Here is a 13,785-nt window from a genome sequence, read left to right as displayed (position 1 = left end):
GTCCGGCCATGCCGCGCACCGTCGCCTTCCTCGGCAGCGTGAACGTGGGCGGCAACCGGGTGGCGATGGCGGAGCTGCGCGCGGCGCTGGCCGACGCGGGCTTCGCCAACGTCGCCACGGTGACGGCGAGCGGGAACGTGCTGTTCGATCACGACGGGACGTCCGACGCGGCGCTGGCCGCCCGCGTCGGCGACGTGGTGGCGGCGCGCTTCGGCTTCCGCACCTTCGCGGCGGTGCGCACCGCGGTGGAGGTAGCGGCGGCGATGGCCGACAATCCCTTCGCGACCGACGGGGAGGAGAAGCTGGTGCACACCCTCTTCCTCGATGGCCCGCTGTCGGCGGACGGCTTCGCCCGCCTGGTCGCGGACCACCGCGGGCGCGAGCGGCTGGCCGCGGGCGACCGGGCGGTGCACATCGACTATGTCGATGGCGCCGGACCCAGCAAGCTGACGAAGACCTTCATCGAGAAACGCATCGGCCGACAGGGCACCGCGCGCAACCTGCGCTCGCTCGCCCGCATCCACGCCGTCATGACCCAGGCACAGACATGAACCCGAACCGCGACTCCGCCGAACCATCCGTCCGCACGCTGCGCGTGGGCGAACAGGTGCGCCACGTTTTGTCGGAGATCCTGCAGCGCGGCGACGTGCACGACGACGTGCTCGCCAGCCACCTCGTCAGCATCACCGAGGTGCGCATGTCCCCCGACCTGCGCCACGCCACCGTCTTCGTGAAGCCGCTGCTCGGTCGCGACGAGGACGCGGTGCTGAAGGCGCTGCGCACCAACACCGCCTACCTCCAGCGCGAAGTCGCGAAACGCGTGCGGATGAAATATGCCGCGCGGCTGAAGTTCCTGGCGGACGAGAGCTTCGACGAGGGCAGTCACATCGACCGCCTGCTACGCGACCCCGCAGTGGCGCGCGACCTTGACGGCGAGTGAAGTAAGACGCATCTTACCGCGATGAACGCGCATACCCGCATCTCGGAGAAGGGCCAGGTCGTGGTGCCCAAGGCAACGCGGGACCGGCTCGGATGGCAGCCCGGCACGGATCTCGAGATCTTCGAGAGCGACGATGCCGTCACCTTGCGCCGCCGCGGGACAGGAGGCCGGATTAGCGTGGAGGAGGCCGTCGCCCGCTTTCGTGCGCTCTATCGGCACGAAGGGGCGCCGGTGCCGGTGGGGCAGCTCGGCTGGTCCCCCGACATCGCCGATGACGATCGTTGAGGGCCGTCGACACCAACGTCCTCGCCCGATTGATCCTGCAGGACGATCCGCATCAGGCCGCCGCCGCCAGGGCGGTCATCGAGCAACCCGTGTGGATACCGGCGTCGGTGTGGCTGGAACTCGGATGGGTTCTGTCCCGCAGAATGGGCCTCGAGCGTGGCACGGTTGCAGCGGCGCTGTCCGGTCTCTTGATGACCGAGACCGTCCATGTGTCCGATCGGAACGGCCTGGCTTGGGCGATCGAGCGCTACCGCGCGGGAGCGGACTGGGCCGATGCGGTGCATCTCGTCGCGTCACGCGGCGTGGCCGACGCCTTCGTCACGTTTGACCGGGGCGTGACTCGGGAGTTGGGCGACGCCCCCCTGCCGGTCGAGACGCTCGCCTGATGGCCAAGCTCTACTTCTACTACGCCAGCATGAACGCGGGCAAATCGACCAACCTCCTCCAAGCCGACTTCAACTATCGCGAGCGCGGCATGGCGACGATGCTGTTCACCGCCGCGGTGGACGATCGCTTCGCCGCCGGCACGATCACGTCGCGGATCGGCCTCGCCGCCGCCGCGACGATGTTCGACGCCGCCACCGATATCGCCGCGCTGGTGGAGGAACGCCACGCGCGCGAGCGGGTGGCGTGCGTGCTGGTGGACGAGGCGCAGTTCCTGTGCGCGCGCCAGGTCGACCAGCTGGCGCACATCGCGGACACGCTCGGCGTCCCCGTGCTCGCCTACGGCCTGCGCACCGACTTCCGCGGCGCGCTGTTCGAGGGGTCGGCGCGGCTGCTGGCGCTCGCCGACGCGCTGGTGGAGATCAAGTCGGTGTGCGCGTGCGGGCGCAAGGCGACGATGAACCTGCGCGTCGACGACACCGGTCGCGCGGTGGCGGAGGGGCGACAGACGGAGATCGGCGGCAACGACCGCTACGTCGCGCTATGCCGGCGGCACTTCGGTGAGGCGCTGCGGAACGGCTGATGCCGTAGCATCGATCAACCTGACCTAGCCTTCATTCACCCCCTCCCCTATCTCGCGCGCATGGACCCCAACGGTATCATTTGGTCGGCGGCGGTGTGGATCATCCCGCTGGTGATCGCGATCGTCTTTCACGAGGTCGCGCACGGGCTGGCCGCACGCGCGCTGGGCGATCCCACTGCGGATGAGCTGAAGCGCCTCAGCCTCAATCCGCTGCGCCACGTCGATCCGATCGGCACCGTCGTCCTGCCGCTGATGCTGGCCATCGCCAAGGCGCCGGTGTTCGGCTGGGCGAAGCCGGTGCCGGTGGACGCGCGGCGGCTGGCGAATCCGCGCAAGGGGATGCTGCTGGTGGCGCTCGCCGGGCCGGGATCGAACCTGCTGCTCGCCTTTGTCGGCGCGGTGATGCTGGGCGTGTTCGCGTCCAGCGTGGCGGTGGCGCCCGCGGGCAGCGCCGCGGCGTTTCTGGCGACGAACCTCGTCAACTTCCTCATCATCAACGTCTTCCTCGCGATCTTCAACCTGATCCCCCTGCCGCCGTTCGATGGCGGCCACGTGGTCGCAGGGCTGCTGCCGGAGCGGCTGGCGCTGCAATGGGACCGGCTGGCGCGCTTCGGCTTCCCGCTGCTCATCGTCCTGCTGCTGGTGCTGCCCGCGCTGTTCCCCGCCGCCAATCTGGTGCAGCGGCTGGTCGCCCCGCCGGCGCAGGCGCTGGTGGAGCAATATCTGAAGCTCGCGTCCGTTTTCGGCTGACGGCGATGCTCCACGGCTGGCTGATCCTCGACAAGCCGCTCGCGCTCGGCTCCACGCAGGGAGTCTCCGCGGTGAAGCGCGCGCTGCGCACCGCCGGGCACGGCAAGGCGAAGGTCGGGCACGGCGGCACGCTCGACCCGCTGGCCACCGGCGTGCTGCCGATCGCGATCGGCGAGGCGACGAAGCTGGCCGGGCGGATGCTGGACGGCGACAAGGTCTACGACTTCACGATCCGCTTCGGGGAGCAGACGGACACGCTCGATGCCGAGGGGCAGGTGGTCGCGACCAGCGACGTGCGCCCGACGCGTGCGGAGGTGGAGGCGGTGCTGGTGCGGTTCACCGGCGCGATCCAGCAGGTGCCGCCGGCCTATTCGGCGCTGAAGGTCGACGGGCAGCGCGCCTACGACCTCGCGCGCGCGGGCGAGGAGGTGGCTCTCGCGACACGCAAGGTGACGGTGCGGTCGCTCCAGATCCTCCCCGAGCTTGCCCCGGCGAGGGGGACCAGCGAAGCTGGTGGAGGGGTGGATACGGTGAGCGCGCCGTATCCACCCCTCCACCACCCGGCTGCGCCGGGCGGTCCCCCTCCCCGAGCGAAGCGCGGGGAGGATAGCATCACCCTCGCCGCGCACGTCTCCAAGGGCACCTACATCCGCTCCCTCGCACGCGACATCGCGGTCGCGCTCGGCACCGTCGGGCACGTCACCTACCTGCGCCGCACCCGCGCCGGGCCGTTCACCCTCGACGCGGCGATATCGCTGGACATTCTCGACGAAGCCGCTAAGGGCCGCACCCTTGAAGAATACCTCCTGCCGCTGAGCGCAGGGCTGGACGACATCCCGGCTCTTCCGCTCGCTCCCGACCAGGCAGGGGCGCTCCGACAGGGGCGGGTACTGGCCGGGATCGCCGCCGACGAGGGTCAGGCGCTGGCGACGCTGGATGGCATTCCGGTCGCGCTGGTGGAGATCGAGCACGGACTGATCCGTGTCGTTCGCGGCTTCAACCTGTAAGAGATGTCGAAGGAAACAGAATGTCGATCACCGCCGAACGCCGTCAGGAAGTCATCAAGGAACATGCCCGCGCCGAGGGCGACACCGGGTCGACCGAGGTGCAGGTCGCGATCCTGACGGAGCGGATCAAGAACCTGACCGAGCATTTCAAGGGTCATGCGAAGGACAACCATTCGCGGCGCGGCCTGCTGATGATGGTCAACAAGCGGCGCTCGCTGCTGGACTATCTGCGCAAGACCGACGGCGACCGCTACCTGGCGCTGATCGGGAAGCTGGGTCTTCGGAAGTGAAATAAAGGCGCCGCAAGGCGCCTTTATTTCATCCCGGGCTCCGACCCGGGATCCAGTAAGTACGGAGCGCGGGAGCGCTTCTCCAGCCGCTGGAGCTGGACCCCGGCTTTCGCCGGGGTGGACGGAGAGGAGGCAATTCGGCCTCCTTCCCAAACGAGCCAAGAACGGCTCGCTCACAGGCCCCCCGCGTGATCCGCACCGGGGAGTGAAGGAAATCATATGTTCGATACCAAGAAGGTGGAAATCCAGTGGGGCGGCAAGACGCTGACGCTGGAGACGGGCCGCGTCGCCCGCCAGGCCGACGGCGCGGTGCTCGCGACCCTCGGCGAGACCGTGGTGCTATGCGCCGTCACCGCCGCGAAGACCGTCAAGGAAGGGCAGGACTTCTTCCCGCTGACCGTCCACTATCAGGAGAAATTCTCCTCCAGCGGCCGGATCCCCGGCGGCTTCTTCAAGCGCGAGCGCGGCGCGACCGAGCGTGAGACGCTGGTCAGCCGCCTGATCGACCGCCCGCTGCGCCCGCTGTTCCCCGAAGGCTTCTACAACGAGATCAACTGCATCGCGCAGGTGATGAGCTATGACGGCGAGAACGAGCCCGATCTGCTCGCGATGATCGCCGCCTCGGCCGCGATGACGTTGTCGGGCGTGCCCTTCATGGGCCCGATCGGCGCCGCGCGCGTGGGCTACAAGGACGGCGAGTACGTCCTCAACCCGTCCGACGCCGACGTCGCGACCGGCGAGCTGGACCTGATGGTCGCCGCCACGCACGACGCGGTGATGATGGTCGAATCGGAAGCCAAGGAGCTGTCCGAGGACGTGATGCTGGGCGCGGTGATGTTCGCGCACAAGGCGTCGCAGGACGTGATCGACGCGATCATCGACCTGGCCGAGCAGGCCGCCAAGGACCCGTGGGAGCTGCCCAAGGGCCCGGACCAGTCCGCCGCCAAGACCAAGCTGAAGAAGCTGATCGGCAAGGACATGGAGGCGGCCTACAAGCTGACCGACAAGCAGGCCCGCCAGACCGCGATCAACGCCGCCCGCACCAAGGCGCGCGAGGCGTTCGAGGACCTGAAGCACGAGAATCCGGCCGAGTATCTCGGCACGCTGAAGCTGGTGAAGAAGCTGGAGGCGGAGATCGTCCGCACCGCGATCCTGAAGACCGGCAAGCGTATCGACGGCCGCGACACCAAGACGGTTCGCCCGATTTCGGCGGAGGTCCACTTCCTGCCGCGCGCGCACGGATCGGCGCTGTTCACCCGCGGGGAGACGCAGACGATCGCGACGACCACGCTGGGCACCCGCGACGCGGAGCAGATGATCGACGGGCTGAACGGCCTGTCGTACCAGCACTTCATGCTGCACTACAACTTCCCGCCCTATTCGGTCGGCGAAGTGGGCCGCTTCGGCGCGCCGTCGCGTCGCGACGTCGGCCACGGCAAGCTCGCGTGGCGCGCGCTGCACGCGGTGCTGCCGTCGAAGGAGGAGTTTCCCTACACGATCCGCGTCACCAGCGACATCACGGAGAGCAACGGCTCGTCGTCGATGGCGACGGTCTGCGGCGGTTCGCTGAGCCTGATGGACGCGGGCGTGCCGATCAAGCGCCCGGTCAGCGGCATCGCGATGGGCCTGATCCTGGAAGGCAAGGACTTCGCGGTGCTCAGCGACATCCTGGGCGACGAGGATCATCTGGGCGACATGGACTTCAAGGTGGCGGGCACGTCGGAGGGCATCACCAGCCTTCAGATGGACATCAAGATCGCCGGCATCACCGAGGAGATCATGAAGGTCGCGCTGGCACAGGCACATGACGGCCGCGCGCACATCCTGGGCGAGATGGCGAAGGCACTGGGCGAGACCCGCGGCGAGCTGTCGGCGCACGCGCCGCGGATCGAGACCTTCACGATCGACAAGTCGAAGATCCGCGAAGTGATCGGCACCGGCGGCAAGGTGATCCGCGAGATCGTCGCGACCACCGGCGCGAAGGTCGACATCGACGACGAGGGCGTCATCAAGGTGTCGTCCTCCGACCCCTCGCAGATCGAGGCCGCGATCAAGTGGATCAAGGGCCTGGTCGAGGAGGCCGAGGTCGGCAAGGTCTACGACGGCAAGGTCGTCAACCTGGTCGATTTCGGTGCGTTCGTGAACTTCATGGGCGGCAAGGACGGCCTGGTCCACGTCAGCGAGATCAAGAACGAGCGCGTCGAGAAGGTCTCCGACGTCCTCAGCGAGGGCCAGGCCGTGAAGGTCAAGGTGCTGGAGATCGACCAGCGCGGCAAGGTGCGCCTGTCGATGCGCGTCGTCGATCAGGAGACCGGCGCCGAGCTGGAGGACACCCGCCCGGCGCGCGAACCACGCGGCGATCGGGGCGGCGAGCGCAGCGATCGCGGCCCGCGCCGCGACGGTGGCGATCGTGACGGCGGCGGCCGGGGCCCGCGGCGTGACGGTGATCGCGACGGCGGTCGTGGCCCGCGTCGCGACGGCGGCGGCCGTGGCGGCGAGCGCGGCGAGCGCGGCCCCCGGCGCGAGCGTTCGGAAGGCGGCAAGGATGAGGGCAACGCCCCCGAGTTCGCCCCCGCCTTCCTGACCGGCGACCGCGACTGATCCTCCGGCGATCGCCGACGAACGAAGAGGGCCCCGGCAGCGATGCCGGGGCCTTTTTCCTTCAACTTACATCCGCCTTCGCCGCCCGGGCCGCGGCGCCTGAGCCTAGCCGTCTGCTCCGTCCTCATCCTCGGGATCATCGACGAGGCCGCAATCCTTCGCCAGGTTCTTGACCATCTCTCGTTGCTCCCCGCGATATTCGAGCGCGACCTGTTGAAGGGCGCTATCCAGCAACGCAATCTCCTCAGGATTAAGTTCGTTCAAGGTGGCCGTAATCTCCTCCATCCCCTGGACGGCAGTGTCGAGATCCAATGCCTCCTCGTTGACGGCCTCAAGATACAGAAGGCTAATCGCCACGACGCGAGCGAAAACGAGATAGTTCATTCTTTCACCACCTTCACCCCGATGTTATCGATATTTAACTTCCTTAGGAGCTTCATAGCCTCCCGCTTGGTCTTCTCGTCAGGCACGTCCCATCGCCCGCTGGCATGATTTTGACGAAGGGCGACGGATTGCCGGAGAGCTTGATCCTTCGCTTTCGCCGTGAACCTTATGCTCGTCTTTCGATCGATGTAGACGGGATAGGCATCGTCTTCAAACCCATCGAACCGAACCAGCCTGCGTTTTCCATCCTCGGTCGTGCGGTACAGGCTGGGCGCCTGCTGCCGCCCTGTCACCGGATTTCTTCTGACGCCTGGAGCCGCATCGTTGTACAATCGGGCGCGCTCGCCCATTGAAGCATTCTCGTCGACCCAAAGCGGCCTGGTCGGAGCAGGCCGCGGCATCCGCTCGGCCAGCTTCCGTGCGTAGGCCTGTGGCCGCACCACACGCTCGATCCTCGGCGCCGCCGCACGCACGGCAGGAGCGATAACAAACCTGCCGGCAGCACCGCCGACGGCTTGCATCGCCATCTCCTGGCCATAGAGAAAGGCGAAGTCCCGACCTTGCTGCTCCCAATCGCGCTCGCCCGCCTTTTCGCGGGCACGACGAGCCTCGACGGCCTTCTTCAGCCGGACATACTCGCGTATCTCCGCATTCTCGCGCCGCTCGATCCAGCGCTGTGCCTTGGCCGCCCGCTCGAAGGCGCCGAATTCCTGATCCGACAACGCTTCGACGTCGCTCACCGTTTGGCGTTGCGCAGTAATGACGAGATCGTCGGAGGACGGCTGCGACTTCGGCGTTGGCCCGGCACGAGGTCGCCGCGCCTTCGCGCCACCCCCACTTCCTCGCGGATGATAGTCGCCGGTGTTCGCGAAGGTGAAGCGCCCGTCTTCGGGATCATGCCAGGGATTGAATTTCAACTCCAACCCCGCCGCGCTGCGTACGGCTGGGAGGCGACCGGTTCTCAACCAGTAAGAAAAAGCTTTTCGATCAACGTTCGTCGATATCATTGATGCCCTCCACCATCTCAGTGGAACATAGCATGAACATCAAAAAACTTCAATCTTCTCGCTTGCTTCTCGCATTTTGCTCATAAGATTGATTTATTTGCGGAGTTCGCCAGAACTTGGAATTTCGCCTGCGGATCTTGAGCCCGTGAAGTCGTTCGCGGCTTTCGTAACCAGCGACTCCGACCATAACCTGCAGCTCAGGCGTAGCGGTTCGGAACACACCGCTGCGCCGACACATTCATCCCCTTCAGATCATGGGATGAAATGCCGATGCCCCCCGCCCCCACGCCTTCCCCCACCCCCTGGCAGATGCCACGCGCCACCTGGCTGGCGGTGGCGAAGCGCAGTTGGGCGGAGGCGTCGGACGACAACATCGGGCTCGTCGCCGCGGGGGTGGCCTTCTACGGCTTCCTCGCGATCGTCCCGCTGCTGGGCGCGGTGGTGCTGAGCTACGGCCTGCTCGCCGAGCCGGAGACGGTGATCGCCAACGTCCGCACGCTGGCCGCGGCAATGCCGGCGGATGCGGCGCAGCTGGTCGGCGAGCAGCTGATGAACGTCGTCGAGACGTCGGAGGGCAAGAAGGGCTTCGGCCTGCTCCTGGCGCTGGGCATCGCGCTATTCGGCGCGCGCAACGGGGCGGGGGCGGTCGTCACCGCGCTCAACATCGCCTATGAGGAGAAGGAGAAGCGCGGCTTCGTGCGGCTGACGCTGGTCAACCTCGCGATCACGTTCGCCGCGGTGCTGGCCGCGATCGCCGCTGGGCTGGCCGTCACTGCGCTCGCCGCGCTGGAGGAGGTGCTGCCGCACGCGCCGGGCGTCGCCGTGGCGGGCAAGATCGTCTCCTACCTTTTGCTGATGCTGGTCGCCGCGGCGGCGGCGGCGACGCTGTACCGCTACGGCCCGTCGCGCGCGCAGGCGCGTTGGACGTGGATCACGCCGGGGTCGCTGCTGACTGCGGCGGGCTGGGTGCTGCTGACCCTGGGCTTCGGCATCTACGTCGCCAATTTCGGCAACTACAACGCCACTTACGGGTCGCTCGGCGCCGTGGTGGTGTTGCTCACCTGGCTTTATCTTTCCAGCTACCTGCTGCTCTTCGGTGCGGAGCTGAACAGCGAGCTGGAGCACCAGACCGCGCACGACACCACCACGGGCACCGCCAGGCCGCTGGGCGCACGCGGCGCCTGGGTGGCGGATCACGTCGTCGATCCCTTGGTCGAGCGGCCAGCGTCCATCCCGGCCGCTCCTCGCGACGCCGCGCCCCGCCTGCCGCTCGCGGGTGCGACCGCCGCGGGCTATGGCCTGTCGATGCTGCGACGGGGGCGCTGGCTGCGCGGAATGGCGCTGCTGCTCGCGGGTGCCGGCATCGCGGCGGGCACCCGGCGACGCCCCACGGCGTTGCACCGCGCATGAGCACGCCCACCGATCATCCGCTCCGCCTGGGCTTTCCCGTCAAGGTGATGGGACGTCCCGACCTGAAGTCGCACGATACCCGCCGCTGGCAGGCGGGGCCGCACCTGAAGGTCTCGCTGGAGCATGTCGACGCGATCCTTGACTATCTCGCGCGCGAGCGGCTGGAGATGTACCGCCTGTCCTCCGACCTTGCTCCCTATGCCACCCATCCGGACATGCCGCAGTTCCACGCGATGGTGGCGGAGAGCGATGCCGAGCTCGCTGGGCTGGGCGCCAAGGCGCGGCGGCTGGGCATCCGCCTGTCCTTCCACCCGTCGCAATATGTCCTCCTCAACAGTCCCGACGAGGGGCTGACCGCCAAGTCGATCTGGGACCTCGCCAGCCAGGCGGAGATGCTCGATCGCATGGGGCTGGACGACGAGGCGGTGATGGTGACGCACGTCGGCGGCGTCTACGACGATCACGAGGCGAGCCGCGCGCGCTGGATCCAGGGCTATGAGAAATGTCCCGACCACGTCCGCCGCCGCCTGGTGCTGGAGAACGACGATCTGCGCTTCTCCGCCGCGGACGTGCTGTGGATCCACGAGCGGACGGGCGTGCGCCTGATCTTCGACTACCAGCATTTCTGGTGCCTCAACAAGGAGGGGCTGGACCTGCGCGACACGCTGGAGCGCTTTCTCGCCACCTGGCCCACCGGCGTGCGGCCCAAGATCCACTTCTCCTCGCCCAACACCGCCATGCGCGAACTGAAGCAGAAGATCACGCCGAAGCAGCGCGCCAGCGGCAAGGCGGTAAAGAAGGGCGAGATCGTCAAGGCGCCGGTGAAGGCGACGGCGCGGGTGAAGACGGTGCTCCGCCCGCCGGTATGGACCGGCCACGCCGACTTCACCAATCCGTTCGAATTCGGCACCTTCATGCGCACCGCGCAGGGGCTGACGTTCGACGTGATGATGGAGGGCAAGGCGAAGGACGTCAGCCTGTTGAAGCTGCGGCCCGACCTGCTGCGCTATGCGCCCGACGTCGCCGCCCGCTTCGGCATCACCGCGGCGGACGCCGACGCGCTCGCCGCGGACGAGGCGGCGCTGGAGGACGGCGCCGCCGACGCCGACAGCGCGCCCGACGTGGACGAAGGCGACGCCGCGCTGGAGGCGGCGTGATCGTTCCGGTTCGGATGCATCTTTCCTCGACGCCGGTCGCGCGGGCCGCGACCCTCGCCCGCGACGCGACGGGGGGAGGACGCGATGGGGACGTGGGTGTTCAAGGCGGATGGCGCGATCCAGTGCACGGGCGTTCCGGCCACGCCGCTTGACGAGGCTCGGGCGGAGCTGGCCCGCATCGTGGGTGCCGATGCGATCGAGCAGGCCTGCACCTTCGCGCGACCCACGATCGCGATGTGCGGGGCGCCGGGCGGCGGCTTCAATGCGTGCCGGTTGACCGACGCGGGCTTCGCGCTGCTGATGGACGGGATCGTGGGGCGCGACGGCTGGGCCGCCTGGCCCTTCGCCGAGCCGCCCTGCGAGGGGGCGGGGGACGTCGTCCGCTTCGCCGGTCGCGCCGGGCCGGAGGTGCCCTTTCCCATGTCGATCGGCGCCCGCACGCTGCTTCCGGCGGCCAGCGCCGGAGGCGATCCCGGCCCGATGCCGCAGGGCGACGCCTCGCCTGCGCAGATCGCCGCCGCCGTGCAGCGGCTGACCGACGCGGCGACGCTGCCCGTCGCGATCCGCGAGCTGCTCGGCTGGGAGCTGCGCGTGATTCGCCCGGGCGACATGATAACGCTCGATTTCCGCACCCACCGCGTGAACGTGTCGGTGGATGCGGACGACCGGATCACCGCGATCGGCTTCTCCTGACGCGGCTGGTCAGTTCCGGTAGCTCGGGTCGATCCGGTCCAGCTTGCGCAGCAGCGCCGGCCATGCCAGCTTCTGCGCCAGCATTCCCATCCCCTTGGGATTGGACTGATGCGCCACCTTCTCCTCCACGCCCTGGTGGACGCGGTTCAGATTCTCGCGGCCTGCGGACAGCATCATGACCTGCGCCTCGCAGGCGCGCTCGAGAAAGTAGAGCCGCACGAAGCACGCGCCGACCGACTCGCCCACCGCCAGCGTGCCATGGTTGCGCAGGATCATCGCGTTCCGGTCGCCGATGTCCGCCACCAGCCGCTCGCGCTCCTCCAGGTCGGTCGCGATGCCCTCGTAGTCGTGATAGGCGACGTCGTGGCTGGCGATCATCGCCGTCTGCGTGTGCGGCAGCAGCCCGAACTCCATCGCGCTCACCGCCTGCCCATGGGGCGTGTGCAGGTGCATGACCGCCGCCGCATCCTCGCGCGCCATATGGATGGCGGAGTGGATGGTGAAGCCCGCGGGGTTCACCGGATGCGTCGTCTCGCCGATCGGATTGCCCTCGACGTCGATCTTCACCAGGCTGGACGCGGTGATCTCCTCGAACATCATGTCGTAGGGATTGATGAGGAAATGGTGCTCTGGCCCGGGCACGCGCGCGGACAGGTGGGTGAAGATCAGATCGTCCCAGCCATAGAGCGCCACCAACCTATAGGCGGCGGCCAGATCGACTCGCGCCTCCCACTCGCCGGGGGCGTAATGCGGCGTCGCGACCGATGCGAGCGTGGCCATCTCACTGTCTCCTCACCTACGTTTCATATCGCAACGAGGGTAGCGGCTAATCGCCGTCGCGTCACCCCGCCAGCAGCGCCTCGACCCATGACGGCACCAGCACGCCCGCGGGGCCGAGCCGCGTGTCATCGAACCACGCGCTGCCGGCCGAGGGTTCGAGGTTGAGCTCCAGCGTGGCGGCGCCGTGGTGCCGGGCGAGCCGCACGAAGCCCGCGGCGGGATAGACCGCGCCCGACGTGCCGATCGACACGAACAGGTCCGCCCGCGCCAGCGCCGCCTCGATCCGCTCCATCTCGTACGGCATCTCGCCGAAGAAGACGATGTCGGGCCGGAGCGCGGGCACGTCGCAGTCACCACAGCACGCGGCCGGGGGCAGTTCCCCGTCCCACGGCGTGCGCACGCCGCAATGCGCGCACAGCGCGGACAGCAGCGCGCCGTGCATGTGCACCACGTCGTGCGACCCCGCGCGCTCGTGCAGGTCGTCGACGTTCTGCGTCACCAGCAGCACCTCGCCCGGCCACTCGCGCTGCAACCGCGCGATCGCCCGGTGCGCGGCGTTGGGTGCGACGCCGGCCAGCGCGCCGCGCCGCTCGTCGTAGAAGCGGTGGACGAGCGCCGGGTCACGCACCAGCGCCTTGGGCGTACACACGTCCTCGACGCGATGCCCCTCCCACAACCCGCCCGGCCCGCGGAAGGTGGCGATGCCGCTCTCGTCGGAAATGCCCGCGCCGGTGAGGATGACGATCGAATCCGGGGTGGGCATCGGGCCAGAGTAGGGTCTGGCCCGCGGGACGGGAAGCGGAGATGCGCGGGCGCTTCTCGGTGCGGATGGCGATTCCGGAACCTGGTCGCCTCTGGCACGGCACACCATGGACGTGACCATCCTCGTCCAGGCCGACCTGCGCGCGCGCGTTCACAACGGCGAACCGATCTTTGCTATCCCGCCGCGCCGATCATCCGACGCCCGACCGCGAGTTCCCCGATGCCGAAACCGCCGACGTCGATCGGGAAAAGGGAATGCCTGTCCGAACCGTCCCGCCCCTTATTCGCTCCGCACGATCGTCGCGCGATGCTCCACCGGAAAGGCCACCGATCGCGCGATGAAGCACATCGCGTGGGCCCGGTCGTGCAGCGCCGCCGCCGCGGCGACATCGGAGTTGGCCGTCACCGTCACCCTCGGGTGGAGCGTGGCGCGGACGAAGCGGCCCGCGCCGTCCGCCTCCTCCACCATCTCGCCCTCGGCCGCGTCCTCGTAGGCGGTGACGACCACTCCCGCCTCGGCGCAGAGCGAGAGGTACCACAGTTGATGACAGGCGCAGAGCGAGGCGAGCAGCAGCTCCTCCGGGTTCCAGCGGGCCCCGTCGCCGCGAAAGGCGGGGTCGGAGGAGCCGGGGAGGTCGGGCTTGCCTGCCACGCGGATGACGTGCGCGCGCTCGTAGCCGCGGTAGGTGGCGGTACCCGTGCCGGTGTTCCCCGTCCAGGCGAGGGTCACGGCGTATCGATGCAGACGCTGC

General features: G+C 68.4%; 17 protein-coding genes. 12 read left to right on the top strand and 5 right to left on the bottom strand.

Annotated features, from left to right (window positions below; translation table 11 throughout):
* Positions 1-8 precede the first annotated feature (8 nt).
* The 9 genes from HBH26_RS05235 (at position 9) to pnp (ending at position 6,840) form a co-directional block, all read left to right on the top strand.
* Positions 9-551, top strand: a complete 543-nt coding sequence (locus HBH26_RS05235) for a DUF1697 domain-containing protein (RefSeq protein ID WP_168133568.1) — start codon at positions 9-11, stop codon at positions 549-551.
* Positions 548-940 carry a 30S ribosome-binding factor RbfA gene (gene rbfA / locus HBH26_RS05230; RefSeq protein WP_168133567.1) on the top strand — a complete coding sequence of 131 codons (393 nt, stop codon included), beginning with the start codon at positions 548-550 and terminating at the stop codon, positions 938-940. Before HBH26_RS05235 ends, rbfA begins: the two co-directional genes overlap by 4 nt.
* A gap of 21 nt (positions 941-961) precedes the next feature.
* Positions 962-1,225 (top strand): AbrB/MazE/SpoVT family DNA-binding domain-containing protein, encoded by a 264-nt coding sequence (locus HBH26_RS05225; protein ID WP_168133566.1) that lies wholly within the window; start codon positions 962-964, stop codon positions 1,223-1,225.
* On the top strand, positions 1,222-1,611 hold the full coding sequence (locus HBH26_RS05220) for a type II toxin-antitoxin system VapC family toxin (protein WP_168133565.1): 390 nt from the start codon (positions 1,222-1,224) through the stop codon (positions 1,609-1,611). The genes HBH26_RS05225 and HBH26_RS05220 overlap by 4 nt, the downstream gene beginning before the upstream one ends.
* Positions 1,611-2,192: a thymidine kinase gene (locus tag HBH26_RS05215; protein WP_168133564.1), complete on the top strand. Its 582-nt coding sequence runs from the start codon at positions 1,611-1,613 to the stop codon at positions 2,190-2,192. The genes HBH26_RS05220 and HBH26_RS05215 overlap by 1 nt, the downstream gene beginning before the upstream one ends.
* 60 nt (positions 2,193-2,252) lie before the next feature.
* Complete coding sequence (locus tag HBH26_RS05210) at positions 2,253-2,942, top strand: site-2 protease family protein (protein WP_168133563.1); 690 nt, start codon at positions 2,253-2,255, stop codon at positions 2,940-2,942.
* A 5-nt stretch (positions 2,943-2,947) separates the two neighbouring features.
* Entirely contained in the window at positions 2,948-3,949 is a 1,002-nt protein-coding gene (gene truB / locus HBH26_RS05205; RefSeq protein ID WP_168133562.1) for a tRNA pseudouridine(55) synthase TruB, read from the top strand.
* Between the two features lie 20 nt (positions 3,950-3,969).
* Positions 3,970-4,239, top strand: a complete 270-nt coding sequence (rpsO, locus tag HBH26_RS05200) for a 30S ribosomal protein S15 (protein WP_168133561.1) — start codon at positions 3,970-3,972, stop codon at positions 4,237-4,239.
* A 219-nt stretch (positions 4,240-4,458) separates the two neighbouring features.
* Positions 4,459-6,840 carry a polyribonucleotide nucleotidyltransferase gene (pnp, locus tag HBH26_RS05195; protein ID WP_168133560.1) on the top strand — a complete coding sequence of 794 codons (2,382 nt, stop codon included), beginning with the start codon at positions 4,459-4,461 and terminating at the stop codon, positions 6,838-6,840.
* A gap of 105 nt (positions 6,841-6,945) precedes the next feature.
* Here the strand turns inward: pnp and HBH26_RS05190 are convergent, their stop codons facing one another.
* Positions 6,946-7,224, bottom strand: a complete 279-nt coding sequence (locus HBH26_RS05190) for a hypothetical protein (protein WP_168133559.1) — start codon at positions 7,222-7,224, stop codon at positions 6,946-6,948.
* Positions 7,221-8,231: a hypothetical protein gene (locus HBH26_RS05185; protein WP_168133558.1), complete on the bottom strand. Its 1,011-nt coding sequence runs from the start codon at positions 8,229-8,231 to the stop codon at positions 7,221-7,223. Before HBH26_RS05185 ends, HBH26_RS05190 begins: the two co-directional genes overlap by 4 nt.
* Before the next feature lie 309 nt (positions 8,232-8,540).
* On the opposite strand from HBH26_RS05185, the gene HBH26_RS05180 reads away from it, so the two are divergent.
* The 3 genes from HBH26_RS05180 (at position 8,541) to HBH26_RS05170 (ending at position 11,491) form a co-directional block, all read left to right on the top strand.
* Positions 8,541-9,641 carry a YihY/virulence factor BrkB family protein gene (locus HBH26_RS05180; protein WP_168133557.1) on the top strand — a complete coding sequence of 367 codons (1,101 nt, stop codon included), beginning with the start codon at positions 8,541-8,543 and terminating at the stop codon, positions 9,639-9,641.
* Positions 9,638-10,798 carry a UV DNA damage repair endonuclease UvsE gene (uvsE, locus tag HBH26_RS05175; protein WP_168133556.1) on the top strand — a complete coding sequence of 387 codons (1,161 nt, stop codon included), beginning with the start codon at positions 9,638-9,640 and terminating at the stop codon, positions 10,796-10,798. Before HBH26_RS05180 ends, uvsE begins: the two co-directional genes overlap by 4 nt.
* Positions 10,799-10,882: 84 nt before the next feature.
* The gene (locus HBH26_RS05170; protein ID WP_168133555.1) at positions 10,883-11,491 is read left to right on the top strand and encodes an I78 family peptidase inhibitor; all 609 of its coding nucleotides are present in this window, start codon (positions 10,883-10,885) and stop codon (positions 11,489-11,491) included.
* Positions 11,492-11,500: 9 nt separating this feature from the next.
* Here the strand turns inward: HBH26_RS05170 and HBH26_RS05165 are convergent, their stop codons facing one another.
* The 3 genes from HBH26_RS05165 to HBH26_RS05155 all read right to left on the bottom strand — a co-directional run bounded on the left by HBH26_RS05165 (position 11,501) and on the right by HBH26_RS05155 (position 13,763).
* Positions 11,501-12,271, bottom strand: a complete 771-nt coding sequence (locus HBH26_RS05165; RefSeq protein WP_168133554.1) for a class II aldolase/adducin family protein — start codon at positions 12,269-12,271, stop codon at positions 11,501-11,503.
* 61 nt (positions 12,272-12,332) lie between these two features.
* Positions 12,333-13,034 (bottom strand): NAD-dependent deacylase, encoded by a 702-nt coding sequence (locus tag HBH26_RS05160; RefSeq protein ID WP_168133553.1) that lies wholly within the window; start codon positions 13,032-13,034, stop codon positions 12,333-12,335.
* 279 nt (positions 13,035-13,313) lie between these two features.
* Positions 13,314-13,763: an OsmC family protein gene (locus tag HBH26_RS05155; RefSeq protein ID WP_338057250.1), complete on the bottom strand. Its 450-nt coding sequence runs from the start codon at positions 13,761-13,763 to the stop codon at positions 13,314-13,316.
* Positions 13,764-13,785: the final 22 nt, after the last annotated feature.

This window comes from Sphingomonas corticis (assembly GCF_012035195.1).
Taxonomy (GTDB): Bacteria; Pseudomonadota; Alphaproteobacteria; order Sphingomonadales; family Sphingomonadaceae; genus Sphingomonas; species Sphingomonas corticis.
The sequence above is the reverse complement of the archived record's forward strand: the minus strand, read 5'-3'. Positions and strand labels throughout refer to the sequence as shown.

What these genes read in the sequence shown, in the direction of transcription:
- HBH26_RS05235 (WP_168133568.1), top strand. Translation starts at nt 9, where the DNA reads ATGCCGCGCACCGTCGCCTTCCTCGGCAGCGTGAACGTGGGCGGCAAC.
- rbfA (WP_168133567.1), top strand. Translation starts at nt 548, where the DNA reads ATGAACCCGAACCGCGACTCCGCCGAACCATCCGTCCGCACGCTGCGC.
- HBH26_RS05225 (WP_168133566.1), top strand. Translation starts at nt 962, where the DNA reads ATGAACGCGCATACCCGCATCTCGGAGAAGGGCCAGGTCGTGGTGCCC.
- HBH26_RS05215 (WP_168133564.1), top strand. Translation starts at nt 1,611, where the DNA reads ATGGCCAAGCTCTACTTCTACTACGCCAGCATGAACGCGGGCAAATCG.
- HBH26_RS05210 (WP_168133563.1), top strand. Translation starts at nt 2,253, where the DNA reads ATGGACCCCAACGGTATCATTTGGTCGGCGGCGGTGTGGATCATCCCG.
- truB (WP_168133562.1), top strand. Translation starts at nt 2,948, where the DNA reads ATGCTCCACGGCTGGCTGATCCTCGACAAGCCGCTCGCGCTCGGCTCC.
- rpsO (WP_168133561.1), top strand. Translation starts at nt 3,970, where the DNA reads ATGTCGATCACCGCCGAACGCCGTCAGGAAGTCATCAAGGAACATGCC.
- pnp (WP_168133560.1), top strand. Translation starts at nt 4,459, where the DNA reads ATGTTCGATACCAAGAAGGTGGAAATCCAGTGGGGCGGCAAGACGCTG.
- HBH26_RS05190 (WP_168133559.1), bottom strand. Translation starts at nt 7,224, where the DNA reads ATGAACTATCTCGTTTTCGCTCGCGTCGTGGCGATTAGCCTTCTGTAT.
- HBH26_RS05185 (WP_168133558.1), bottom strand. Translation starts at nt 8,231, where the DNA reads ATGATATCGACGAACGTTGATCGAAAAGCTTTTTCTTACTGGTTGAGA.
- HBH26_RS05180 (WP_168133557.1), top strand. Translation starts at nt 8,541, where the DNA reads ATGCCACGCGCCACCTGGCTGGCGGTGGCGAAGCGCAGTTGGGCGGAG.
- uvsE (WP_168133556.1), top strand. Translation starts at nt 9,638, where the DNA reads ATGAGCACGCCCACCGATCATCCGCTCCGCCTGGGCTTTCCCGTCAAG.
- HBH26_RS05170 (WP_168133555.1), top strand. Translation starts at nt 10,883, where the DNA reads ATGGGGACGTGGGTGTTCAAGGCGGATGGCGCGATCCAGTGCACGGGC.
- HBH26_RS05165 (WP_168133554.1), bottom strand. Translation starts at nt 12,271, where the DNA reads ATGGCCACGCTCGCATCGGTCGCGACGCCGCATTACGCCCCCGGCGAG.
- HBH26_RS05160 (WP_168133553.1), bottom strand. Translation starts at nt 13,034, where the DNA reads ATGCCCACCCCGGATTCGATCGTCATCCTCACCGGCGCGGGCATTTCC.